Below are 23,328 nucleotides of genomic sequence, written 5' to 3' on the forward strand. Positions count from 1 at the left end.
AATGGATGACGATACAAACAAAATATTAACATTGGCTGAAAGATTTGAATATTCTCCATTTATGATTCGTCAAATAATGAAAAACTTTCCCAATGACCATATAGCAGCATTGAAGGCTTTTGCCCAGCCTGCTCCAGAAACAATACGGGTTAATACTTTAAAAATATCTCCTGAAGAATTAAAAACAAGACTGGAAGAGAAGGGATTTAAATTAGCCCCAGTAGAATGGTTAGATTATGCTTTTCATGTAGATTCGACCCATACCCCCCATGCATTAGGAGCAACCCACGAGTATTTAAAAGGTTTTTATTATTTACAGAGTTTAGGTTCAATGATTCCAGTTCATCTGTTATATCCCAAACCTGGTGATCAAATATTAGATATGTGTGCAGCACCAGGAAGTAAAACGACTCAAATCGCCCAATACATGCAGAATCAAGGTCAAATAATAGCAATCGATATTAAGAAATCACGGATAAATTCCTTAATTTCTAATATTCGACGTATGGATGTAAGAAATGTAATAATTTTTCCATTTGATGCTACTCAATTATATATTCAACATTTAGGTAAATTTCGACCAAATAAAATTCTTCTTGATGCACCTTGCACAGGAAGTGGTATAATAAGACTTGATCCTTCTATAAAACGGATGAAAAATGATTCAAAAATACATCGTTTACGACAACAGCAAAAGAAGCTACTAAAAGCAGGATTAAAGCTACTTTCTAAAGGTGGAACCTTAGTATATTCAACATGTTCATTCCATTATCAAGAAAATGAAATGGTAGTGGCTGAAGTATTAAAAGAAGTAAAAAATGTAGAAATTATTGAACCTCAAGAAAGTATTGGTTTGCCAGGATTCAGCCAAATTGATGACATGGAATTTGGATATGATTTACTAAAGTCACGTAGACTTACTCCACATTTACACAATTGTGACGCCTTTTTCTATTGTATCATGCAAAAATTGTGATGAAATAATAAAGATAATAGATTTAAAAAAAGGAAAAGCAGTGAAAAAGTTCCATTGAATTTATCCTCCACCTCGTAAAAATTTTTTTCTAAATTGAGCCATTAATGATTGAACTGCATTTTCTTCTCCTTCAAAGATAATTTCAGTGCAAGGAATAAAAAATCCAGGAAAACACTGAGAATTTGTCTCATTAACACATACCTTGCATGAATTCACATAAAAAAATGATTTTTTTGCAGATTTAGTTGTAGAATCTTTATTTCGAGGACTTAAATTTTGAAAAAACGAAATGATTTCAGAACGCGAAATTCCACTGAAAATGGAATGTTGAGAGCAAGAAGGAGCAGTAGAGGAAAAAGCGGGAAAATTCATGATTTATTCTTCAGGTTCATTTATAACATAACGGAAAGATTGCAACTCTTCAAGGGCATTAAGTTCTGTAATAAAACTTTGGATTTCTGTCATGTTATCTTCTAGAACATAGTTCCCGTAGATTGTATCATGATGAACAAATATATTTTTATTCAGAATGCTTTTATGATAATCTATTTCCAAACGAGTAATTTTCTTCTCTAATTTCGAATTTTGTTTGCTATAGGTTATCATAATACTGGCAGTCAATTCTGGTAACATGGCTTCAAAATCATGCGTAGATGAAATTATTGCACTATCATCTAGATCCTTCTCAGCCATCAAACGTAAAAGCGCATCCCGCATAACATAAGAATTATTCTTATATTCTTTTTGATTTACCATGCGCTTTAAGAATCCCTTTAGAGAATCTGAAATATTAAAAGATATAATTGGAATTTAACTCACCAGTACTCGAACTTATAATTTATAATAAGGAACTCTGGTTATTAATAATTTTTTATACGGATTTTATTAATTAATCAACTAAATGTTTGAGGGTAATTCCTAAGCGAGAAATTGGCGATTTCTTAAAGCAGAGAAGATAATTTTTCTAAAGACACTTGTGATCTTATTCGATCTTCCAATTGGATGATAGAAATTTTATATTGAGCCGCAATTGATTCCAATACATCATATTCAATTTTATAGTGAACAATTTTCTTTTCATCATCTAAAGCGATCTTGACGGGTATTTCATGTTCATTTTCGAAGATTTTTAATGTGACTTTAACGATTTTCCGCGGAAGACATACACGGTTTGTGTTATAAAAGCGAACACCTAAAGTTCCTGTTTGAATCAGAAGTTCTGCAATTAGATGGTCACGATTTTCTGGTGAACAAAGAACTTGAATTTGATGTCCTGGTCGATTCTTTTTAGTAATCGTTGAAACTAAACTAACATCCAACGCGCCTGCTTTTAAGAGAGAAAAATATATATTCCCTAATAGTTCCCCCCGTACATCATCTATATTTGTTTCAATTACTGTAATTGGACGAGGCTGGGAAGATAACTTGTAAGTTCCAATAGCATATTGCCATACTTCATTTAGTGGTTCTTGAGATACTGCAGTTTTATACATATTTACTTGCAATATTTGGAGAATATTGGCTTGATGAACTAATTTTATATTTCCAACTCCAATTCCGATATGTTTTACTGTGAATAATTGAGATGGGATTTGTTGGGAAAGAAGATTAAATTTCTTTAAGCCTGCTAATAAAGCAACACCAGTTGGAGTGGCAAGTTCTCGAGATTCTGGACCATATTTAAATATAAGATCTGCATTAGAAAGGATTTCCAAAGTTGCAGGAGCAGGCACAGTCACTATACCATGTGATATTTTTACTTGACCACCTCCTACTGCTATTGGATCAGCAAAAATTTTAAACGAATTTAAAGAAGTGAATACACCTAAGAGATCTAACCCATAACCAACGCCTATTAAATCAATAATCGTATCTATTGCACCAATTTCATGTAAATGGACTTGATCGGGAGAAAAATTGTGAATTTTAGCTTCAGCCTCCAGAATTAACCTAAAGCAATAATAGATATAACTTTGTGCTTCAGAAGACAGCTTTTCTCCTTTGCAAATTTCATTGATTTTATTTTTCATCCAAATAGGAGTTATAAATTTAGGATGAATTACATGTTGATTAATATAATTATCTGCTTTTGGGGAATTAATGTCAAGAATAGATTTAGAAGAAGATTTTGTAGATAATTTTATAGAATTGGAATCAAATTGAATATGATGCTCTAAGTTTTCTAAACTGGGTTTAATTAAAAGATGAGAGCCGCGAATTCCATTGCTGGTTTTATGATCTATCTTAATGCTCAAAGAAGAATATTCTTTAATATAGGATGGAATTTTATCTAAAAATCGCTGCATTTTATCATAAGAGATAATTTCAGCCAGAGCACTTAAAAATAAATCACCACTTATACCTGCATAGCTGCATTTTATAATAAGTGCTTGTTCCATATGATCAAGTCCATGATTCAATAACCCACATTACTTAATTAGCTTACGGTTCTAATGAAAAAGAGCCCAAAGACGTATTAAGTTAGCCCAAAATCGATTTACAAACATCCCTGCAAAATAAAATGCATTATCTTGAGAGCGGAAATAATCCCGTTGAATAGATTTTTCACCTTCTACAAGATTAGGATGAACCAATGTGCCACTAAAATTTGGTGATTTTCCAATTTCTCTTACTTTTTTCCATTTGATTTGGTGAATCTTGCCCTTTTCTTGATTCTGTATCAATTCTTCATATTCTATAATTGAGACAGACCACGATTTATCTGAAATATATTCAACGATCTCACCAGATTTCATCTTTAATTGAAGTAAAAAATTTGCATAACCTCTTGATTGTAGAAAATTACGACATTCAATGACCAGAGAATTTTCCCCTAGTCGAATAAATTCTGAAATATCAAAAACTCTAATCGATTTTTTAATAGGTAATATTGAAAGAGAAAAACGAGTCTCGGCTATTCCAATAAAAATATTATTACAATAGATCTCTGCATGATTTCCAACAATAACTTGAAGAAAAGCTTTTGTAATTTCATTATTTACTGTAAATGTTTTTCTAAATAATCGTGGTTGGGAATCACATGAATGTCGATTAGACCAAATAAATTTTGATTTAAGAAATCGAGGGAAATACATCTTTTTTAGGATTTTTTGAAGATTATTTTGACATTCATCATATGCATTAAATAATTGATTATATCTTGATAAGTGACGTTCAAAATTAGGATATTTTGCACATTCTAACCATAAATGTTCATAATTTCTAAAAAATTCTGAGAATTGATTTTGAAAAAGAGAGATTTCATCATAAAGTTTCATGCTTTTACTTTTTTTATCATTAAAGTTTCTAAGTTTTGAAAAAATCCTAATTTTCTTTTTCAGAATAAGATGCTCAGCAAATAAACCCATAGTTTTTAAACTAAATAGCCAAAATCTGATAAGATAATTATTAGTGGTTATCGAATCTTTAATTCTATCAAGACTATGATATAGAATTTCTGCAGAAGACTGTATCTCCAGTAATTGTTTAGATTTTAATTTGGTTGAGCTATTAGAAAAAGGATGAGAAAAGAAAAGATCATAAAAATAAGTGTTTTGAAAGATTTTTTTTCCTGAGCATACAGTGCTTAACTCTATAGTTTGGAGAAATATTTCTTTCAATCGATTTTCACATTCATTATTTACAGGGGAAAATAATAGAATAAGAAGATCAGACACTAATTGCTTAAATTCTTGTTTACTTGGATTCCAACTTAAAATATTTTCTAAAATTATACCATAAAGGTGGTTTGGACGTAAGGAATGATGACCAAAATCTCCCCATGTGCTTACAAGTTGTCCTAAGATGAAAGAATAATTCTGATGTGAAGAAGCACTTGAGATGTCTGTATAATTAAGAGATATTTGAGATAAAGATTTACCGTTAAACATATTACAATCTTGATTTAAATGTAATGCATTCTTAAATGCTTCGAAATACTGAGGAAAGGGTCTATACCAATTCAGAATTGAGGGACTAATAATTATTTGATGATCTAAATTTGCCAATTTTCTAAAAATCTTTCTATATCTCTTTGTTGGAGAATAATTCCAATATACAATAATAACATCAGAAGGTAAATTTTTGAGTATAGAAGGATATTTTAAAACTAAATCGTGATAAAGTAGGACATTTTCAATACCATTATTTTTCGCAATGTGATAGACTTTGAGAATATGATCATAAAGTGCTTGCTCGATTCCTACTGCTTTAATTAATTCTTTTGAGTTTCCATGGCCTAAATCATATGTTTCATCACATCCAATATGTAAATATGTTTTAGGAAAATATGAGCAAATTTCGGAGATGTACCCACGTAAAAATGGATAAATATTACCATTGGCTATGGAAAGACAGTGAGATCCTGGAAATTCTCCCAAATTGGAATATTCAGGGAGAGTTAAAATATTATCCATATGTCCTAAGGTTTCGATAATAGGAAAGACAGTTATATATCGAGATTTTGCATATTTCACAATTTCATGTATTTCATCTGAATGATAAGCACCACGGTTGAGACCAATTTGCGGATGTGAAGGAGTCCTAATTATATCTTCAATGTACATCGCGTACGTATTAATTTTAAATTGACTTAACAATTTCATTTCTCGTTTTATTTCTTCTACTGTAGGAACTTGCCCGCGAGATACATCATCGGACACACCTCTTATTAAAAAATCAGGCCAATCGATGATTTCTCCACATAATAAATAAAATGATGAGAAATATTCAATTCTTTCTTCTATTTCTTTTAATTCAAAAATATTTAAGTTTTTGGTTTTTTCAGTCTTTTCTACACTATTTGTACTTATCTTATCATTAATTTTTATTGCATGCAAAAGCAGTTGACGAAAAGTTTGAAAAGAATTGAAAAGTCCATGAGTGGTTGAAGCGGTGAATAAAATTTCCTGAGGACGAATCTCAATAGCATAGGCTTCAGGCCCTTTAGATGCAATATCTTTATGACTTTCGAGAGAATCCATATTCTTTTTCAAAGAATTATCATCACTTCTAAAAATAATATTGATACGAAATTCTTCACTAAATTCGTCTTTTATATGCTTAAGTAGATCATGAGAAGAATCGATATTTGATAAAATCCAAATCAAATCTCTATCTAACTTAGTGAACGATTTTAAAATTTTCAATTTTTTCGGATAAGGAAGAATTACTGGATTATTATATATTTCTTGTAATTTTTCTGCAATTTTTGGATTTTTAATCGGATTTGATTGAATTAATATTTGAATATTAGAATTCATTTTTTCTTCAGCTTCAAGTTCTTAATTATATTTGGATGTAAAGAAATAAAAATGGAATTGGATATTATAATAATATTAGTAAAACAACATTTTCTTAATTCAATTTTAATGACAGTGTGAGAATATGAGCCAACAACAAGACGAGATGCCCACCTTAGAAGGAATGATGACTGCTTTACCCGCAACTTTTTTAAGTCTATTAAATGTTGAAGTTCCTAGCTTTCTCACACCTCCAATTCAACCTTTAATTGATCTCTTTGCTCCACGTGGAATTAAGCGTATTATTATTAACTTAATTGATCAATTTGGATTATTTGAAATTACAATTCACAAGCCACCATTTTTAATTTCTCAAGCAAATGCACTTGTTCTTTTAAGTACTTCAAATCCTTATCTTCATGGAGTACTGTTTAATACGTTTTTTGGTGGATTTGAATTTGAACCAAATGGATTTCATCTTCTTCGTTATCTTCAAGAACAAGGAAAATCAACAGTATTTGTTGGTAGAGAACGAGATATTCAAAGATACAATGGAGGTACCCCTTCAATTGCAAAATCTACTGATATGGCAACATGGATTGAAGCAGCAAAAGTAGTTAATCGACATGATTTATCCATATTGCATTATTTGGATTTTGAAGATATCTCTGCAAAGGGGCAGAAAACTTCAGCAAAAAATTTAGAAGAACTTTCTCAAAAATTAATAAGAAGAACAGATAAATGGTTGAAAAGTACATTTCTTCAACTTCGATCAAAAAGTTTAATGGTCGTTTTAAGTAATCATGGAAGATATAAAATTGATCTAAATTATCAAGGCAAAGCAGGAGAATGGCGAAGTGCTTCAGTTCCACTTGCAATCTGCATGTATAAAGAGTAATTTTTTAGTTTTATCTACATATTTTTTTGGTCTTTTCTTATTACTTAGTTTTTTAATAATCCTAAAATTTTCCTGATATTTTGATATTGTATTTTAATAGTGTGAAGGTAAATTAAATAAAAGATAAATAAAAAAGCCAATGATTTGGAATTTAAATAATAATTTAAATATTAAAATGGTTTAGCGAATTTTATAGCATCATGAGGGCAATGTTCCATACATTCAAGACAAAGAATACATTCACCATTTCCAGTAAATCCATCAAACCCTTCATCGAGAATTCGAACTTGCATTGGACAAACCTGTTCACAAATTCCACATTCTTTTCGACCAGGACAGCGTGTTGGTAAACGTTTCAATTTCAGAAAACTATATTTTGAAATTTGTTTAATTGCTGCACCATAAGGACAAAGATATTTACAGTAAAATCGAGGATAATAAATAGAAAATCCTAAAATTATCAAATAAACAAAGAAAATAATTGTTCGAACTCTATTCTCTGGAGTAAAAAGTTGATCCACAGCAGCATTATCAACAATACTTTTAATTATATCAGGAAATGTAACAAAGAAAAATTCAGAAAATGAAAAAGGACCAACAGGATTAATTGCAAAGAGTCCCAATGCTTTAGAATAATCGGAATAGTTCTTTGGATTATTTGTATAATAATATCCTAAAGGAATAAGTAAAGCAAATAAAATAAATAAGACAAAACCTTTTACCTTTTTCAAAGCGCGGTCAGTATTAAGTGAAAAGCGATTATTTTCATTCGCAATTCCCCCTAAAAGATCTTGAATAAATCCAGTTGGGCACATCCAACCACAGAAAATTCGCCCTGTAAAGAGACCAAATGCCCCAATTAATCCTAAAAATAGATAAGGCACTTTTCCATCAATAATTGTATGGAAAACATATTCAAGTAGACCAGCTCCTGCAGTCCAAGCACTATCAGCAGAATGTAAAAAGGGTAAAACATGAAGTAAATCTTGAATTGCAGAAAAATCAGTTTTGAAAATAAATTCCAAAATAGCATAATTGACTAAGAAAAAGGATAAAAATTGGATAACCGTCCGACTGATTTTAATAACGGGTAATCCTTTTGATTTTTCAGTAGATAATGAGGTGCTCATCTAATATTCAGTTGTGAAAAAGAATGAATTAAAAAAAGGTTTTTTGTACGAAAAGTGATGATTTCAAAAAAAAAGTAACTTAATTTTGATCAATGGATCTTCTGATTATCATTTCAAAAGGATTGTCTCCATATTGACTGGAGATCGTGTTTCACTTTTTAATCGCTTATGAATTACAGAAGCTAAACCCATACATTTTGACGATTCTCCGTGAAGTGTAATTACACGTTCAGGTCGAGGTTTAACTTTTCGAATAAACGAAATTATTTGAGAACGATTACTATGTCCAGAAAAGCCTTCAATAGTGTGTACATTAAGTTTAATCTTAACCGGTGTGGTTTTACCAGTAGAAGATACTGCTTGAAATTCGCGATAACCTTTTTGAATTCTCCGTCCAAGTGTTCCTTCAACTTGATAACTTGCAAATATAATCGCACTATTAGGATCTTCTGCAATTCCTTTCAAGTACTGAACAGAAGGTCCGCCTTGTAACATACCACTTGTGGCCATAATGATGCAAGGACCACCAGCAATAATGTCATCACGTGCTTGATATCCATCAACTTGAGTAAATATTTCAGATGTAAATGGATTTTTTCCTTGATGGAATATTTTTTCTCGCAATTCTGAATTAAGATAATCAGGATGAGTTGTGTGGATTGCAGTAGCTTCAGAAATCATTCCATCTACATATATGGGAACTTGGTCAACCATTTTTCGAGACATGAAATCTTCCAATACTACCATAATTTCTTGTGCTCGCCCAACAGCCAACACAGGGATGAGAACTTTTCCTCCACTTCTAATAGTATTATTTAGAATTTGTATAAGCATTTTCTCAGATTCATGTCGACTCGGCATAATATCTTGAACACCACCATAAGTCGACTCAGTAATTAGAGTTTCAAGTCGGGGAAATTTACATGAAGCCGCTTCTAATAAACGAGTGCGTTGGAATTTATAGTCTCCTGTAAAAACCAAATTATGTTCCCCATTACCAAAATGCAAATGAATCATTGACGAACCCAAGATATGACCTGCATTATGGAGTGTGAGTTTAATATCTGGAGTGATATCAGTAACTTTTCCCCATTCCAGGGTATAAGTATGAAGTATTGCTTTTTTAATATCATTCTTTGAATATGGCGCAGGTCGTCCTTCACGAGCGCAAATATTAACATAATCTAATTGAAGCATGGTCGATAGATGCATAGTAGGTTCAGTTGTATATACTGGACCATCATATCCATATTTGAATAGAAAAGGAATTAAACCACTATGATCTAAATGGGCATGACTAAGTATTACTGCATCAAGATCTTCAATTTTAAAAGTTCCTACATCTAAATATGGAAACAAATCATCTGAATTTCCTACATTTAATCCACAATCAAGCAGAATATTGCTCTCATTAGTTTCAATCAGAATGGATGAACGCCCAACTTCACGAAAACTACCCAAACAAGTCATTTTTATGTGAAAATCATTTTTTACCAGAGGGCGATGAATACGCCAACCAATTTTACGGAAAATTTCCTTTTGTTCTTGTCGTTCTTTTTGTAACATCGAACGAACTAATGCAACAGTTCGTGATTCAATAGGAGGTGTTCGAATAACTTGAGGTAACCACAATGTTTCTTTTTTTATAGTTTTAAGATTTGTTCCTGATTTTCCAATTGCCACTCCGGGTTTTTTAGCTTCAATAATTACTTCCCCTAAGTTTTCATTAAACATAATTTTGGTTACTTCAGCTTCTTCAGGAATTGTTTTTTGTATAAAAGCTACTGTTTCATCATTAATCATTCGAATCTCAGGGTCACTTCGAACTACAATTCGTTTTCGTAATTTTTTGACAAGATTTCGAATTTCCTCGCGATCATCACCAATAAAATCTACACTTCGACTGTATATACTGATTTCAGGTCCTTCAAATTGAACTTCAGTTATTTTAGCGGATTTAGGAAGAGAATTAAAAATATCTTGCTTCATTTTTTCCAATGCTTCTTCAGTACTCATAAAATTTCACTTGTTGTATTAAATAACTGCTTTATCTTGTTTTTTATTATATCTATTAGTATTATTAGGAGCATAAATAACAATTAGAATAATTATAACATTTCTGCAAACAACCAAATTTGCAGTAAGCATTTACAAACTTCTCTAAAAAGAAGACAAGTTGTACAAGGAGTGCAAACATAAAAACTTTTTTGTGTTTAAACAAGAGGTTAAGATATGGAAATAAGTGGAACTACTCAAATAGTTGGAATTATTGGTGATCCTATCGAGCATGTATTATCTCCAATTATGCATAATGCAGTTTTTAATACCCAAAATTTAGATTGGATATACATTCCAATACAAGTTTCCCAAATTAATTTAAAACAAGTGGTTTTTGGATTGAAATATTCTTCCTTTCGAGGATTCAATGTAACAATTCCTCATAAAGTGAATATTTTACCTCTATTGGATGAAATTGAACCACATGCCCAGAAAATTGGTGCAGTAAACACGGTAAAAATTGTTGATCATAAACTTATTGGAAAAAATACTGATGGAGAAGGTGCGCTACAAAGTTTGATTGATCACGATTTTCCATTGAAACACAAGAAAATTACAATCTTAGGTGCAGGTGGGACAGCGCGGGCAATATTTTATTATGTATTTGAATATTCCAAGAATATTTGCATTATAAACCGATCACAGAGCCGATTATCAAATTTTTTAAAGGAAATTAGGATAAATACGACAATCAAGGACCAAACTGGGAATATATCAGGATTACTTTTCGATGAACATGAAAAAGTTAAGAAAAGAATTGAAAATACAGATTTGATAATAAATACAACACCTGTTGGAATGTATCCTAAGAAAGAACAAAGTCCGATTTTAAAACAATGGTTAAAACCACATACTGCAGTTTTTGATGCAATATATATACCGATAAAAAGTAGACTTTTGAAAGATGCAGAAGAAATCGGTTGTAGAATATTAAATGGAATAGAAATGTTGACCAACCAAGGTGCTTTAGCATTTGAATGGTGGACAAATCAAAAAGCAGATAAGGAATTGATGAAGGAAATGATCATTCAATTTTTAAAGCATTGAATATTTATTCTTGGAAAAAAAGTAAATATTTAAAGTAACGAATTACATTCCAAAGAAATCACTCGGTTTAAGAAGATGTGGTTCTTTTTTATCCTTCTTTTTCTGCTTCTTTTTCAAATGTTCGGGCACATAACCATAGACACTTATAATTTGATCCCGTTCTTCTTTGGTCAGTCCATCATCGTTTTCATCTTCATCTTCTTCCTCATCATCAGCTACTGAATAAGAAGAGGAGATTCCTGAAGAAATCTGCGTTTTCTTACCTCCTTTCGATTTTTTCCGCTTTCCACCTGAAAGTGAGATTTCTCCTCCAGATAACATTTGAAGTTCGCGCATAATGTTTTCTAAATTGATGGCTTGAATACTTTTTCCCATGGTATTTTGAATATCCTGTAATGCTTTCGAAGTTTCAATAATACTATCTGGTTTTATTCCTGTTAATAATGAATCTAAAGATTCTTCTACCGTTCTTCTTAATGAATTCAAACTGTTGTTGATTTTTCCCCAATCTTCATTCATATTTTTCTCGATTTTTCTAATATAATCAATTACTTCATTTGTAAACTCCGTATGGCTTTCCCAATGGTCTTGGTCTTGTGAACGGATTGAAGAGACCAACATAATTAATTGACGAATTTCTTTTTTTAAATCTTCAGTCATAAGACTCACTTTTTTCTGCTTTGATACTATGATTATTTTTCTACATTATATTATTGACGGATATACCATAAAAAAATGTGCTTAAGAACGTGATTTTCAGATCAATTTTTAATTTGTGGGAAAAATGTTAAATTTTAAAATTCAATGGTTCTAAGAAAATAAAAGAGTGTCTGAAACATTGAACAATTATTTAGTAATTTGGTATCTTTGAATAAAGAAATTCACCCAGAGAAGAATTTCTACCTAAAATATTCTCGACTGAATGGAAAAAGCATAAGCTTTTTAAGGTTCTTTAACCCATTTTTACTCACCTTTATTTCTGCTCGACTTAATGAGGGACATAAATGAAAGAAACTGAAATATTAAAAATAGATTCCCGGGGCCGTATTGTTATTCCACGTTCAATGCGCAAAGGATTAGGTTTGAAAGAAAATTCACATATAATGCTGATTTCCAATCCAGAAGAGAATGAATTACGTATTATTCCTTTACCTTTTAGTGAAGAAAATCAAACATTTATAAAAATACGTATTATTATTCAAGATGAACCAGGTGCTTTAGGTCAAGTTGCAAAAGTTTTCGGTGATTTAAACCTTTCTTTGTTGTATGGTCAAGAAGTAGTGATAAAAAAAGGCCAAGAAGCGGAATGGAATGTAATCTCTCCATTTCCTAATATATCTTTGGAAGAATTTAAAAAAATGATCATTGAAAAAGGTGGTGCAAAAAAAGTCACCATCGAATTACCAATGAAATCATAGAGAGGAAAATCTGTGCCAGTAGAACGCTATCTTCATGGGATCTGGAGATTTTGCCCTGATCCTGATGATTTAGGGATCATACAAGAATGGATGATGCAAGAAAACCAGCCATATCTGGAAGAAAAGACGCGAATAATTGTTCCAAGTTGCTGGAATCGTTCAACATGGAAAGAATTTGCAAATTATTCAGGTATTGCTTGGTATTGGAGAATCTTTCGAGTTCCTCCTCAATGTCATGATCATCCTACATATTTAGTTTTTGATGGAGTGGCTCATTCCGCCAAAATTTATATTGATGGTAAAGAAATAGGTTCATTTTCAAGCGGATTCCTTCCTTTTGAAATAGATATATCCGAATTCATTGATGATCGAGATCATTTTTTAGCTGTACGAGTTGACAATTCAAATTCTACAACGAGATTTCCGTTTATTCCTGATGTTCAATCATATGGTGGAATTTTCAAAGATGTAAAAATAATTTCCCATGAATATATCATCATTGAAGAAAGAAGTATTGAAACAATTTTGAATTTCAATGATTCTAACAAAAAAATTCGTAATGCAGAATTAACTTTAAGTCTTTATCTAAGAAACCGTACAAATTTTGATATAAAAGGTAAAATTTCAATTATAATAAGCAGAGATTATGTTCCAGTCGTTGACATTGAGAAAGATATCGAAATCCTAAAGCAAAATAGTAGATTATCAAAGACTCTAATTCATATTGATGGAAGCAATTTGGATTTATGGACACCAGATTCGCCAAATTTGTATAATTTTAAAATTACTTGCTTTAATGATGAATTAGGAGAAATTTTTAATATTGAAGATGTAATCGGTGTACGAGAAATTGAAGTTTCAGAAAATAGTATCATTTTAAATAGTAAAGAAATAAATCTAAAAGGAACTATTTTTCCAGTTGATCTTCCTGAATATGGATATGCCGTTCCCGCTCAAAAAATTCATGATATGCTTTTGGAGATTAAAGAAAAGGGTTATAACATTATTCGTCCAAATCAAGGTGTCTTTGATAGAACAATAATTGAATTAGCTTCACGTATTGGAATTCTTGTAATTAATGATATTCCCATAATTTCTCTTTCATTATTGGAAAAGCAGCAATATTTTAATTTATTCGCAAATTCAATTACATTTTTACCCGCTTTAGCATTTTACAGTATTAATCCTAACATTGACATATCAGAAAGTAAATTACGGAAAGATTTTGAAGATATTCAGAAATTATTCACAAATAGGTTAGATCCGAGTAGATATATGTTAGCGAGAGGAATGTTCGGGATTGAAAAGTGGGATAATTATTTTAATACTTAATTAAGCTCAAAGTAAAAAATCATAATTTGTTAACAGAGGTAATAAATTTGATGGAATCTGATTTTGAAAACCCTCGACTTTTAATCGTAGGAGCAGGTGCCATAGGCGGTGTTTGTGCAGGATTCTTAACTCATACTGGTTATCATGTTGATTTAATTACAAAACATGAAGAATTGGCTGCTAAAATCCAAACTGAAGGAATCCAAGTTTTGAGCCCACGTGATCAATTTCAAATCAAAATTCCTGCATTTCCAAACATGGCAAATATAGAAGGAAAATATGATTTGATATTTATGACTGTAAAGGCAACCGATTTAAAAGAAGCAGTGCGTGCAGTAGAACCATTCATGCACAGTAATTCGGCAATAATAACTTTAGAAAACGGAATATGTGAAGATATGGTTGCTGAAATGGTCGGACAAACCCGTGTTATTGGATGTATAGTAGGATGGGGTGCAACAATGCATTCACCAGGTATTGTTGAGATGACATCTCTTGGAGAATTTGTAATTGGTAATCTGGACAATTCAATAGACAAGCGCGTGGAGAAAGTTCAAGAAATCCTCTCTGTGGTTAATCCTTGTTATATTTCTCAGAATATTTATGGAACATTATATTCTAAATTAATAATTAATTCATGCATTACTTCTTTGGGTGCAGTATGTGGATTATATTTGGGTGAAATGCTGGCGTCTAAACAAGTTCGTCGTATTTTTATTGAAATTATACGAGAAAGTATTACAGTGGCAAAAGCTATGGATTTAAAAGTAGAAATTTATGGGGGAAAACTCAATTATTATGAATTTCTCAAAGGAAATGGGATCTTTGCCGAATTACGCCGTCACCTTTTAATTCGAATCATTGGGTTAAAATATAGAAAATTGAAATCTTCAAGTTTACAAAGCCTTGAGCGGGGAAAGAAAACTGAAATCGATTATTTAAATGGTTATATCGTTAACCAAGGCAAGAAACACCACGTACCCACACCAGTAAATAGTTTAATGATAAAAATAATCAAAGAAATAGAAGCAGGAAAAAGAGAAATAAGTAAGGCAAATTTTGATGATTTCTTAGAATTGATTAAGAATTAATTAAAAACTTATTTGCACTTATTCGCCCTGATTGAAAAATGCAAAAAAAACAATAAAAGATTGAAATTTGTTCAATCAATCTTTTTTTCAAATAAAAGAACACCAGTTTCATGATCTTCATAGTATTGAAAACCAAATTGAAGAACAATTTCTGCAATTTCTTTAGTTGTAAATAATTCCACACCTTCCAGAGATTTATCTGGCTGAAAATGTTTGATATTTAGGTAGGAAATTAAAAGTTGATATGCTTTTTTTGGCTCTCCGTAGAGTGTGCACCACATTTTTAATTTTTGTGGACCATCTTGATTATCTGATGAGTTATAGTATTCAACACGTAAAAGTGCTTTATCATTTGCATACCAATGAAAATCTTTTCCAAATTTTTGAAAAAATCGAAGTTGATTTGGAAAATATGAAAATCCAGTATTAATATCATCAGGTTTTTCTTTTAATCTATATGCTGCAAATTTAAATGCTTGATCAGGTGTGATGTTAGAAAAATTTTCATCAATTTCAACACAATCTAATTTTAAATTGTTTACTTCAGCTTTTAAAAAAATCATAGTATTTTTTGTTGTAAATCCAAAACGAAGAGCTAAAGCGATAGATCCTGTATTCTCAGTATATGTTGCATATTGAATAATCTTAGATCCTCGATTTACTGCTACTTGAATTGCATGCTCTGTTAGAATTTTTCCTATTCCCCTTTGTTGGTAAGATTTTTTAACTCTTCCTCCTTCCATCCATGCAATTTCTTTACTAATGAATTTTACTCTCCCAATTGCGATCAATTCTAGTATTTGTTCTTTAAATTCAGAGTTGTTTGGTAAAAAAAGCCCGAATGTATATCCTTCTGGATCTTTAAGCCATTCATGAAAAACTTTGGGAACATAATCCTGGCCATCCCAAATATCCTTTGAAATTTCTTCAACTTGGGGAAGATCTTCAGCTTTTAATTTACGAAATACTACTTTTGAGTAATCAATCTTCATATGTAAAGAAATGATCAAAACTATTAATTTTTTTTTTAATTAATTAGAATAATTGATGAGATTTTGCTCTTTCATGATGTTCGAGCTGATATAGCTATTTAAATTTAAATTGCGAATACGTTTTTCGTTAATTTATTTCATTTTCATCTAAATTCATTTTATTCTCATCTAAATTTGTTTCATTATCTAATTCATTAACTAATTTATTATTTGATTCTTTACTTGATTCTTCATGTGAATTTAGAGATTTTTTCTCTTTTTGTCTATTTAAATCAAAAAGCGATTCTTTGATTATTTTTGTAATACTTTGCCTAATTTCTCGCATAAATATTTCCAAGTCCTTCTTTTCTATGAAATTCAACCAATGAGTTTCTAAATATTCGATTATTCGTTCAATTGCTTTTGGTTCACGCTCCAATCGATATAAAATCTGAAATTCTCCTTCAGATAATTGAGTTCCATCTTCATGAACCCAACGAGATTTTAGATTGTTCTTAATCAATTGAACAAATTCTTTTCTAGGGCTGGACATTTTTAATTCTGGATAAGGTTTAATCAAATGTTGCCAATTTTTTCGGAATTCGAAGTAAGAAATTCGTAGATCAGAAGATAATTGAAAAAACGATTCATTTCTAATTCTTTGATATAATAATTTTCGATCAAATTTCAAACGTATACGATCTTTTGAAGAATTAAAATAGGAATAGATTGCATCATCTAGTTCAAAATTCTCTGCCAGATCCAATTCCCAAATTTTTTGAAACAAAGTTTCAAGAGTTTTTTTATCAATTTGAACATTAAGATTTCCAATTTGGAGCATTATACTTGCTTTATCTTGTTTTTTTTTAGTAGAAATGGGTGGAGTTTTCTTTTTTGTTGCTTTTTTTTTACGATGTGATTTCTTCTTAATTTTATCCGCTTTTGCTCGTTCTTCTAATATGCGTTGGATTTCATCTAATGACATTTAAATTATCCTCCATTATTTTGAGAATTTCGAGTAACTGCTCTTTTTCTTCAAGTTTAAGACCAAAATTAAGATCTAAGAATTTTTGAAGCAAATTAACATCTGTTATCTCAGTTGCAATTTTTGAAACATTACTATCAATTTCATCTAATTTTGTTAAGAAATAATATATCTTAGAAAAATCAAGAATTTCTGTATAAGAATTTTGTTTTACACCTACTTCATTCATTTTCTGCGAAATATCTAACTTAATTTCTTCTAAACGATCAAATGAGGGTGCTCCTTTAATTGCTATTAGTGTTTTAAACTTTTTTTTTTGAGGATCAAAGATTTCTTCAAGATGAATTTTTGCTTCAGGTTGAGCATTTAATCGCAATAATGTTCCTCTTGTTGCTCCAAAAGACCATTTCATAGATTTTGAAAGGCCATAAATAGTTATTGGTAATTTATTGTCATTTTCTCGGAGCCAATTTATCATAGATTCTTCATTTGCGCGAGCGACTTTTTCTTTTGGATGAATTGTATTGTATGTATTCATATAAATAATGATAGAATTTTAGATATATATTTTTTTTCTTAAATATATATTTTTATTTTTATTTCTGATATTATGGTTATTTGTCTTAATTTAAAACTTTAATTAATATTAAAATATATATTTCAAACAATTTTTGGATAATTCTTTGCTTTTAAGAAATTATTTTTATATTCTAGAAAACGCTTAAAATATATATTTTTTATCAGAAATTCAATAAATTACTTTATTTAAATTTTAGAGTTGTAATTATTTTTATTGAAAAGCATAAGTTTTTTTTATTTTCTATCCCGTTCAATACCTATGCCAGATGAAAACGAATATCAAAAAGTTCTCGAACTTATTTCTTATGGAAAATTTGATGAAGCTTTCAAAAAAATTAAACCTATGCTTAAATCAGAACCTGAAAACCCAGGACTTCTACTTGATGCAGGTTATATTTGTGCTAATTTAGGGAATTTTACAGATGCGGTTAAATATTATGAAAAAACCATTGAAATGGTACCTGATTCAGCCAGTGGTTATGCTGGATTGGGATTTGTTTATAATTTACAAGAACAACCTGAAAAAGCATTAAAATATTTTAAAAAGGGCTTAGAAAAATCACCAGATAATGCACTTATCCACTTTGAAGTAGGGGAAACACTTCTTGAAATGGAACGATTTGAGGAAGCACTGAAATCCTACTATAAAGCAATTCAATTCTCAGGTTCAGAAACAGAAGTTGAAACACTTCACCGTATTGCACAGGTTCATTTAGGAATGAATAACCCAGATAAAACACTAGAAATCGCAAAAAATATATTATCAATCGATCCATCTTATGCAACGATTTACTATGTAATGGCTGGTGCAGAGGCGATGAAAGAAAATTGGAATGTAGCGAAGTCACATCTTGAAAAATATTTGAAATACTCACCAGAAGATACAGATGCTAAAGAAATGTTAAAGCATATTGAAGAAGAAATGTCGAAATAATCAAATAATGACTCTATTTTTTTTACTGAATATAGAAATTTACAAGATCTTAAATTGCATATATAAATTATTTAATAACCAGCATAAAAACAAAGAAAAAAAGAAAATTACTTGAAACTTAACTTTCTTCTGATCGGGCTGTTAATTTTAAAACAGCTTTAGCTTCTTTCATCTTTTCAACTGCTAATGCTGATGCTCGTTCAACAGAAATTTCAAGATTTTTTGTAACTTTTCCCTTTCCAAGCAATTTATTGTAATTTAAAGCGCCTAAATTAATGATATATTTACCACCTTTTTGTTCGATCTTTCCCGCTTCAAGCCAAGTAGGAAGTTTTTCTTCAATATCTTTCAAATTTATTGCTCGAGTCTGGTTTAATCGTTGAACTTGAGGAGGTTGCTTAAACCCTTTCTTTCCAATTTTCCATTTTTCACCATCAGGACCTGGAAAACCAAGTTTTTTCATTTTGAGATATAAGCTCCATTTATGCTTGAATTTTCCTGTGGTTAATCCACTTCCACCACGTTGACCTTTAGCTCGATGAGCACCAATTGTTCCGTAGCCTCGAGTTCTGTTACCTTGCTGTTTCCGGCTTTTTTTTTCAAATTTTACTGGCATTATTTTTTTCACCTTTTTCCAGAAATGCTTAGATCATTTTTCGTAAATAAATATTGATCTTATCTCCTACTTTACCCAATGATCCACCGGCACCAATAGGTTTTTTGATCGAACCAGGATAACCTCCAATTGGTGGATGAAGTCGAAAGACGGGTTTTAATCCTTTAATTTCTTTTATTGTAATTTTTCCTTTATGTATTGCATTGGCGAGATCAGGGATGGATTTATAGACAGTTGCAGTTCGAACAAAATGATCAGTTAAAGGTTTATTACCTTCAAGTAAGGCGCGTTTTTCGAGCAATCTTTTAATATTATCGGCCGATACTGGCCCATAGGCAACATAATCTTTTACTTTTTGAATCATTCCTCGAACAGATGGAGTTGTTTTAACTAGTACTGCACTATTTACTCGGTAAAGATTCAATAAATGTAATGTATGCAAGATTTTTCGATTCATCCCATGAGCGCCACGAATCCTAATTATACAATAAATTTCTTCTTCTGGGATTTTTGCTTTTTTTGTAGATGTTGATTTAGTGGTAGTTTTAACTTTACTTGACATAATCATCACCATTATTTAGAGGCTTATTTAAGCCCCCCAATCTTTAGCTGTCATTACTTTATACATATTTTCTAAAGCATTAAAGACAGCTTTTGCCATATTTGTACGGGATTTTGTATTTCCTTTTGTTACAGTCCATACATCTGTTATTCCGGCCAACCGAAGCACCAGTTTTGCAGTATCTGAACAAGCTAAACCAGTTCCTTTTGGTGCAGGTTTTAATGTAACTCTTACACTTCCCATCTTACCAGATGTTTCAAAAGGAATTGAATGATTTCCTCCACAATTGCATTCCCAACTTCCACATCCGCGTTTCACAGGAATCATGCTCAATTTTGCTTTAGCAATTGCTTTTCGGATTCCAGGACCTACTTCTTTGTTTTTTGAAGAATACAACCCAACAAATCCATCTTCATTACCGACAACTACAGAACATTTAAACCGTGATTGTTCCCCTGCATCGGTTTGTTTTTGCACCATTTTAATATCAATTACTTCTTCTTTTAAATTAGGAATTAAGAAATCTAATATTTCCTTTTCTTTGATGACATAATTATTACGAAGGATTTCTTCAATTGAAGTTATTTGTCCCGCCTTAACCATTTTTCCCAAATGAGTTAATGGTTCCCAATCATCTAATGGATTTCTCCGTTGCATTGGACGTTTATTTCGCCTAGCACCTCTTCGGGGGGGTCGATTTCGTTTGCGTGATTCATTTTCTGACATTTAATTACACCTTACTCTCTATTTCTTTCAAAATTTTCTCAAAATCCGAATCAATTTTGGTAGGATCACCCTTTTTCTTTAATACTGCAGAAAATTTCTTTTTATATAGACTTGAATTTTCCTTTTTCAATTGTTTTGCATATTCTGCAATATGAACCCCCTTGATTCGTTCTTCGATTCCATTGAAAAACCAACTTTCTTCAACAGGAACTTCGATTCCTGTATCTAAAAAGCCTTTAACTGCTGCTTTAACCCGATTATCATGCACTAATATTCCAACATCAACAATCGCATCAGAAATTCCTATCTTCTTTGCATGTAATCCACATAAATACCCCGCTAAATATGATGAAGGTAAATTACCAAGGTTTTGTTTCCAATTAAACTCTTTAGCAAGCTGTTGTGTGTGTACATGAGTTAAGATTTTGTCTCCTTCAATTCTTGATTCTACTACCTGAACTATTGTATGCTTATTTGAACAACGAACGACTAAGCGATTACGACGTGATTGAATGAGTCTTAATCTGCGATGATAATTAGTTTTCCCTTCTCGTCTGCGACGGAATGGAACTCGATATTTTGGTCCTTTTGCCATTTCATTCACCTTCTCTTTAACTTCTCCACATCTTATGTTCATCAATATATCGATGCAATGTGGTAACAGAATTAAATGTTCCACCTTTTGCTTTCAAATAAAGTTCTCGATATGTTGAAATTTCTATTTGTTCAGTATCTCGTAATTTCTTAAGTTCACGGCGTAAAGGCCTGATACGATTAATCCAATTACGTTTACTGGGAGAACGAGCAGTTTTGTTCCCTTTTCGACTTCCAATCCCGCGAGCGCGCCCTTTTTGTTTCTTTAATTTCTTTTCTTTGGCACGAAATCTGGAAATACCCTTTTTAGCGCGTTTAATAATTATTTTATTTTTAATTAAATTTTTAATATCTTCACGGGTTATAGCCATCAAGACATCTTCGATATATTCAGGATGGATATATACTCGATGGATTCCACATTTGAGAATGTCGGCAGCTAATCGTTTCTGAGCATTAATATTCATATTTTTCACCTATTTTTCTATTCTTCTTCATCCTCTTTTTGATCTTCTTCAGAATCTTCTTCATCGAGATCTTCATTTTCTTCTAATTCTTCTTCATCAATACCCTCAATTTCCATCAGTTCTTCCTTTGAAATACCTAAATTCAAAATCCGAAATCCTTTTTCTTGGGCATATTCAATGAGAGCAATTCGTTTTCGTGCACCTAACCGCGAATTAATCCGAACAGCATGAATTTTTGGATCCAATTCATCAATATCTTTAGTATGGATGACATTTATATCTTTATATCCTGATGGGTGAAGTCCACGAATTGCCTTAGGATTTCGATAACCAGGTTCGGGGGATTTAACACCAGTTTTTGTCTTTCGGCGTGTTTTATTGTCGATCCCACGTTGTTTGCGCCATCCAGATTTTGATAATTTTTTGTATCGCCAAGATTCATAACGTCGGAAACTCGGACGCTTTTTGTTTTGTATTCTACGAATTCGCATTAAGCGTGATTTATCTTCTACCATGATGATTCACTCCTTTATCGAAGTTCCCATAGAACTTCATCACCAACTAATTTTTTATAGACATAAACACCGTCTTGAAAAACCCGCTTATCTTTTTCTCGAATTTTACATAATTTTTGAATGTTCGCGCAAGTTTGACCGACGTGTTCTTTGCTTACACCAGAAACGATGACTTCTTCTTTATTAGCTTTTATTTTTACTTCGCCAATTTTTTTGGTTATTCGAGGTGCTCGTTCGCCAATGAAATTTCGTATTAAAATTTCATTAGAATTACCTTTTGGAGGTTCAACAGTTATTGGAAAATGACTATATACTATTTTCATTCTATACTCATATCCCAATTGAACACCTTTAATCATGTTTCCGATTATATTTTTAATGGTATACATTTTTGCAATATCATTTTTACGAGGAAAATCTACATGAAGGTAAATATTTTTATCTATTAAGGTTAAATCAATTTTCTTTGCATGAGAAAAATCTTTAGTAATTTTTCCCTTTTTACCTTCTAATGTCAAAATTTTATCTTTCAAATTTATTGAGATATCATCCGGAATTTTGACTTCTTCATCAACTGCTACATATTTCATTTGACATCCATCCTATAAGTATTAATATACATAGGCAATTAGCCTTCCACCGATATGTTTTTCTTTTGCTTCTTGATGAGACATCACGCCTTGGTTTGTACTTATTAGAAGCATTCCAAAGTTAATTGCAGGTAAATATTGTTTCTCTGCATTTTCGATGTTTCGAGCTTTTATCGGTTTTCGGGGTTTTATTACACCAATTTTATTAATGCGTCCGAGTAATTCAACTTTAAATTTGCCGTCTCGACCATCATTAATAGATTCATATTCTGCAATATATCCATTCGCCTGTAAAATCCTAAGAACAGTTCCAATCATTTTTGAACGTGGTCGTATAACTACGGTACTTTTACATACTGATTCGGCATTTTTAATAATACTACAAGCGTCAGCTAAAGGATCTAATAACATTTTTTGTTTTCACCTCATACCTCTAAAAATATTTTTTAAATCCCATCTTTGGAGCAACTTCTCGGAAACATCTTCGACATATATCTAATCCATATCTTCGAATTAATCCTCGATGTGTGCCGCATCTTCGGCATTCCCGGGCTCCTTTTCCTTTTTTTGTTAATGAAAATGTTCGTTTTTCTGACATT

The 23,328-nt window shown here is 31.3% G+C and carries 26 protein-coding genes; 7 read left to right on the forward strand and 19 right to left on the reverse strand.

What is annotated here, in order from left to right; translation table 11 throughout:
• Position 1 precedes the first annotated feature (1 nt).
• Entirely contained in the window at positions 2-976 is a 975-nt protein-coding gene (locus tag ACXLDF_RS08435; RefSeq protein ID WP_457558068.1) for an RsmB/NOP family class I SAM-dependent RNA methyltransferase, read from the forward strand.
• 60 nt (positions 977-1,036) lie between these two features.
• On the opposite strand, the gene ACXLDF_RS08440 is transcribed toward ACXLDF_RS08435, so the two are convergent.
• From ACXLDF_RS08440 to ACXLDF_RS08455, 4 genes are all read right to left on the reverse strand, one after another.
• Complete coding sequence (locus ACXLDF_RS08440; RefSeq protein WP_457558069.1) at positions 1,037-1,348, reverse strand: MoaD-like domain-containing protein; 312 nt, start codon at positions 1,346-1,348, stop codon at positions 1,037-1,039.
• 3 nt (positions 1,349-1,351) lie between these two features.
• Positions 1,352-1,732: a hypothetical protein gene (locus ACXLDF_RS08445; protein ID WP_457558070.1), complete on the reverse strand. Its 381-nt coding sequence runs from the start codon at positions 1,730-1,732 to the stop codon at positions 1,352-1,354.
• A 185-nt stretch (positions 1,733-1,917) separates the two neighbouring features.
• Positions 1,918-3,396: a nickel pincer cofactor biosynthesis protein LarC gene (gene larC, locus ACXLDF_RS08450; RefSeq protein WP_457558071.1), complete on the reverse strand. Its 1,479-nt coding sequence runs from the start codon at positions 3,394-3,396 to the stop codon at positions 1,918-1,920.
• Positions 3,397-3,426: 30 nt separating this feature from the next.
• On the reverse strand, positions 3,427-6,237 hold the full coding sequence (locus ACXLDF_RS08455) for a family 20 glycosylhydrolase (protein ID WP_457558072.1): 2,811 nt from the start codon (positions 6,235-6,237) through the stop codon (positions 3,427-3,429).
• A gap of 124 nt (positions 6,238-6,361) precedes the next feature.
• Here ACXLDF_RS08455 and ACXLDF_RS08460 point away from each other — a divergent pair, with 124 nt between their 5' ends.
• Positions 6,362-7,114 carry a hypothetical protein gene (locus tag ACXLDF_RS08460; RefSeq protein WP_457558073.1) on the forward strand — a complete coding sequence of 251 codons (753 nt, stop codon included), beginning with the start codon at positions 6,362-6,364 and terminating at the stop codon, positions 7,112-7,114.
• A gap of 170 nt (positions 7,115-7,284) precedes the next feature.
• Here the strand turns inward: ACXLDF_RS08460 and ACXLDF_RS08465 are convergent, their stop codons facing one another.
• Together ACXLDF_RS08465 and ACXLDF_RS08470 are read right to left on the reverse strand one after the other, a co-directional pair.
• Positions 7,285-8,244 carry a 4Fe-4S binding protein gene (locus ACXLDF_RS08465; RefSeq protein WP_457558074.1) on the reverse strand — a complete coding sequence of 320 codons (960 nt, stop codon included), beginning with the start codon at positions 8,242-8,244 and terminating at the stop codon, positions 7,285-7,287.
• Between the two features lie 108 nt (positions 8,245-8,352).
• Positions 8,353-10,260, reverse strand: a complete 1,908-nt coding sequence (locus ACXLDF_RS08470) for a beta-CASP ribonuclease aCPSF1 (protein ID WP_457558075.1) — start codon at positions 10,258-10,260, stop codon at positions 8,353-8,355.
• Positions 10,261-10,476: 216 nt separating this feature from the next.
• On the opposite strand from ACXLDF_RS08470, the gene ACXLDF_RS08475 reads away from it, so the two are divergent.
• The gene (locus ACXLDF_RS08475) at positions 10,477-11,349 is read left to right on the forward strand and encodes a shikimate dehydrogenase (protein WP_457558076.1); all 873 of its coding nucleotides are present in this window, start codon (positions 10,477-10,479) and stop codon (positions 11,347-11,349) included.
• A gap of 42 nt (positions 11,350-11,391) precedes the next feature.
• Here the strand turns inward: ACXLDF_RS08475 and ACXLDF_RS08480 are convergent, their stop codons facing one another.
• Positions 11,392-12,009, reverse strand: coding sequence for a hypothetical protein (locus ACXLDF_RS08480; protein ID WP_457558077.1), 618 nt, complete (start codon positions 12,007-12,009; stop codon positions 11,392-11,394).
• A 344-nt stretch (positions 12,010-12,353) separates the two neighbouring features.
• On the opposite strand from ACXLDF_RS08480, the gene ACXLDF_RS08485 reads away from it, so the two are divergent.
• From ACXLDF_RS08485 to ACXLDF_RS08495, 3 genes are read left to right on the forward strand one after another with little or no spacing between them, the layout of a single operon-like run.
• Positions 12,354-12,767, forward strand: a complete 414-nt coding sequence (locus ACXLDF_RS08485; protein WP_457558078.1) for an AbrB/MazE/SpoVT family DNA-binding domain-containing protein — start codon at positions 12,354-12,356, stop codon at positions 12,765-12,767.
• A 12-nt stretch (positions 12,768-12,779) separates the two neighbouring features.
• Positions 12,780-14,099, forward strand: coding sequence for a sugar-binding domain-containing protein (locus ACXLDF_RS08490; protein WP_457558079.1), 1,320 nt, complete (start codon positions 12,780-12,782; stop codon positions 14,097-14,099).
• A 50-nt stretch (positions 14,100-14,149) separates the two neighbouring features.
• Entirely contained in the window at positions 14,150-15,190 is a 1,041-nt protein-coding gene (locus ACXLDF_RS08495; RefSeq protein WP_457558080.1) for a ketopantoate reductase family protein, read from the forward strand.
• Between the two features lie 71 nt (positions 15,191-15,261).
• Here the strand turns inward: ACXLDF_RS08495 and ACXLDF_RS08500 are convergent, their stop codons facing one another.
• The 3 genes from ACXLDF_RS08500 to ACXLDF_RS08510 form a co-directional block, all read right to left on the reverse strand.
• Positions 15,262-16,182, reverse strand: coding sequence for a GNAT family N-acetyltransferase (locus ACXLDF_RS08500; protein WP_457558081.1), 921 nt, complete (start codon positions 16,180-16,182; stop codon positions 15,262-15,264).
• Between the two features lie 127 nt (positions 16,183-16,309).
• On the reverse strand, positions 16,310-17,146 hold the full coding sequence (locus ACXLDF_RS08505) for a hypothetical protein (RefSeq protein ID WP_457558082.1): 837 nt from the start codon (positions 17,144-17,146) through the stop codon (positions 16,310-16,312).
• On the reverse strand, positions 17,133-17,684 hold the full coding sequence (locus tag ACXLDF_RS08510) for a hypothetical protein (protein ID WP_457558083.1): 552 nt from the start codon (positions 17,682-17,684) through the stop codon (positions 17,133-17,135). Before ACXLDF_RS08510 ends, ACXLDF_RS08505 begins: the two co-directional genes overlap by 14 nt.
• Before the next feature lie 300 nt (positions 17,685-17,984).
• Here ACXLDF_RS08510 and ACXLDF_RS08515 point away from each other — a divergent pair, with 300 nt between their 5' ends.
• The gene (locus ACXLDF_RS08515) at positions 17,985-18,659 is read left to right on the forward strand and encodes a tetratricopeptide repeat protein (protein ID WP_457558084.1); all 675 of its coding nucleotides are present in this window, start codon (positions 17,985-17,987) and stop codon (positions 18,657-18,659) included.
• A 118-nt stretch (positions 18,660-18,777) separates the two neighbouring features.
• Here ACXLDF_RS08515 and ACXLDF_RS08520 read toward each other — a convergent pair whose 3' ends face one another.
• From ACXLDF_RS08520 to ACXLDF_RS08560, 9 genes are read right to left on the reverse strand one after another with little or no spacing between them, the layout of a single operon-like run.
• Positions 18,778-19,275 carry an uL15m family ribosomal protein gene (locus ACXLDF_RS08520; protein ID WP_457558085.1) on the reverse strand — a complete coding sequence of 166 codons (498 nt, stop codon included), beginning with the start codon at positions 19,273-19,275 and terminating at the stop codon, positions 18,778-18,780.
• Positions 19,276-19,303: 28 nt separating this feature from the next.
• The gene (locus ACXLDF_RS08525; RefSeq protein ID WP_457558086.1) at positions 19,304-19,837 is read right to left on the reverse strand and encodes a 50S ribosomal protein L30; all 534 of its coding nucleotides are present in this window, start codon (positions 19,835-19,837) and stop codon (positions 19,304-19,306) included.
• Between the two features lie 27 nt (positions 19,838-19,864).
• Positions 19,865-20,563 (reverse strand): 30S ribosomal protein S5, encoded by a 699-nt coding sequence (locus tag ACXLDF_RS08530; RefSeq protein WP_457558087.1) that lies wholly within the window; start codon positions 20,561-20,563, stop codon positions 19,865-19,867.
• A 4-nt stretch (positions 20,564-20,567) separates the two neighbouring features.
• Complete coding sequence (locus ACXLDF_RS08535; protein WP_457558088.1) at positions 20,568-21,158, reverse strand: 50S ribosomal protein L18; 591 nt, start codon at positions 21,156-21,158, stop codon at positions 20,568-20,570.
• A gap of 16 nt (positions 21,159-21,174) precedes the next feature.
• Positions 21,175-21,624, reverse strand: coding sequence for a 50S ribosomal protein L19e (locus ACXLDF_RS08540; protein ID WP_457558089.1), 450 nt, complete (start codon positions 21,622-21,624; stop codon positions 21,175-21,177).
• 17 nt (positions 21,625-21,641) lie between these two features.
• Positions 21,642-22,139: a 50S ribosomal protein L32e gene (locus ACXLDF_RS08545; protein WP_457558090.1), complete on the reverse strand. Its 498-nt coding sequence runs from the start codon at positions 22,137-22,139 to the stop codon at positions 21,642-21,644.
• Between the two features lie 14 nt (positions 22,140-22,153).
• Positions 22,154-22,729, reverse strand: a complete 576-nt coding sequence (locus ACXLDF_RS08550; protein WP_457558091.1) for a 50S ribosomal protein L6 — start codon at positions 22,727-22,729, stop codon at positions 22,154-22,156.
• 21 nt (positions 22,730-22,750) lie between these two features.
• Entirely contained in the window at positions 22,751-23,140 is a 390-nt protein-coding gene (locus ACXLDF_RS08555) for a 30S ribosomal protein S8 (RefSeq protein ID WP_457558092.1), read from the reverse strand.
• Positions 23,141-23,162: 22 nt separating this feature from the next.
• A complete protein-coding gene (locus tag ACXLDF_RS08560; RefSeq protein ID WP_457558093.1) occupies positions 23,163-23,327 on the reverse strand; it encodes a 30S ribosomal protein S14 in 165 nt (54 codons plus the stop codon).
• Between the last annotated feature and the right edge of the window lies 1 nt (position 23,328).

The sequence above is a fragment of the Candidatus Harpocratesius sp. genome (assembly GCF_054039255.1).

What these genes read in the sequence shown, in the direction of transcription:
- ACXLDF_RS08435 (WP_457558068.1), top strand. Translation starts at nt 2, where the DNA reads ATGGATGACGATACAAACAAAATATTAACATTGGCTGAAAGATTTGAA.
- ACXLDF_RS08440 (WP_457558069.1), bottom strand. Translation starts at nt 1,348, where the DNA reads ATGAATTTTCCCGCTTTTTCCTCTACTGCTCCTTCTTGCTCTCAACAT.
- ACXLDF_RS08445 (WP_457558070.1), bottom strand. Translation starts at nt 1,732, where the DNA reads ATGGTAAATCAAAAAGAATATAAGAATAATTCTTATGTTATGCGGGAT.
- ACXLDF_RS08455 (WP_457558072.1), bottom strand. Translation starts at nt 6,237, where the DNA reads ATGAATTCTAATATTCAAATATTAATTCAATCAAATCCGATTAAAAAT.
- ACXLDF_RS08460 (WP_457558073.1), top strand. Translation starts at nt 6,362, where the DNA reads ATGAGCCAACAACAAGACGAGATGCCCACCTTAGAAGGAATGATGACT.
- ACXLDF_RS08465 (WP_457558074.1), bottom strand. Translation starts at nt 8,244, where the DNA reads ATGAGCACCTCATTATCTACTGAAAAATCAAAAGGATTACCCGTTATT.
- ACXLDF_RS08470 (WP_457558075.1), bottom strand. Translation starts at nt 10,260, where the DNA reads ATGAGTACTGAAGAAGCATTGGAAAAAATGAAGCAAGATATTTTTAAT.
- ACXLDF_RS08475 (WP_457558076.1), top strand. Translation starts at nt 10,477, where the DNA reads ATGGAAATAAGTGGAACTACTCAAATAGTTGGAATTATTGGTGATCCT.
- ACXLDF_RS08480 (WP_457558077.1), bottom strand. Translation starts at nt 12,009, where the DNA reads ATGACTGAAGATTTAAAAAAAGAAATTCGTCAATTAATTATGTTGGTC.
- ACXLDF_RS08485 (WP_457558078.1), top strand. Translation starts at nt 12,354, where the DNA reads ATGAAAGAAACTGAAATATTAAAAATAGATTCCCGGGGCCGTATTGTT.
- ACXLDF_RS08495 (WP_457558080.1), top strand. Translation starts at nt 14,150, where the DNA reads ATGGAATCTGATTTTGAAAACCCTCGACTTTTAATCGTAGGAGCAGGT.
- ACXLDF_RS08500 (WP_457558081.1), bottom strand. Translation starts at nt 16,182, where the DNA reads ATGAAGATTGATTACTCAAAAGTAGTATTTCGTAAATTAAAAGCTGAA.
- ACXLDF_RS08505 (WP_457558082.1), bottom strand. Translation starts at nt 17,146, where the DNA reads ATGTCATTAGATGAAATCCAACGCATATTAGAAGAACGAGCAAAAGCG.
- ACXLDF_RS08510 (WP_457558083.1), bottom strand. Translation starts at nt 17,684, where the DNA reads ATGAATACATACAATACAATTCATCCAAAAGAAAAAGTCGCTCGCGCA.
- ACXLDF_RS08515 (WP_457558084.1), top strand. Translation starts at nt 17,985, where the DNA reads ATGCCAGATGAAAACGAATATCAAAAAGTTCTCGAACTTATTTCTTAT.
- ACXLDF_RS08520 (WP_457558085.1), bottom strand. Translation starts at nt 19,275, where the DNA reads ATGCCAGTAAAATTTGAAAAAAAAAGCCGGAAACAGCAAGGTAACAGA.
- ACXLDF_RS08525 (WP_457558086.1), bottom strand. Translation starts at nt 19,837, where the DNA reads ATGTCAAGTAAAGTTAAAACTACCACTAAATCAACATCTACAAAAAAA.
- ACXLDF_RS08530 (WP_457558087.1), bottom strand. Translation starts at nt 20,563, where the DNA reads ATGTCAGAAAATGAATCACGCAAACGAAATCGACCCCCCCGAAGAGGT.
- ACXLDF_RS08535 (WP_457558088.1), bottom strand. Translation starts at nt 21,158, where the DNA reads ATGGCAAAAGGACCAAAATATCGAGTTCCATTCCGTCGCAGACGAGAA.
- ACXLDF_RS08540 (WP_457558089.1), bottom strand. Translation starts at nt 21,624, where the DNA reads ATGAATATTAATGCTCAGAAACGATTAGCTGCCGACATTCTCAAATGT.
- ACXLDF_RS08545 (WP_457558090.1), bottom strand. Translation starts at nt 22,139, where the DNA reads ATGGTAGAAGATAAATCACGCTTAATGCGAATTCGTAGAATACAAAAC.
- ACXLDF_RS08550 (WP_457558091.1), bottom strand. Translation starts at nt 22,729, where the DNA reads ATGAAATATGTAGCAGTTGATGAAGAAGTCAAAATTCCGGATGATATC.
- ACXLDF_RS08555 (WP_457558092.1), bottom strand. Translation starts at nt 23,140, where the DNA reads ATGTTATTAGATCCTTTAGCTGACGCTTGTAGTATTATTAAAAATGCC.
- ACXLDF_RS08560 (WP_457558093.1), bottom strand. Translation starts at nt 23,327, where the DNA reads ATGTCAGAAAAACGAACATTTTCATTAACAAAAAAAGGAAAAGGAGCC.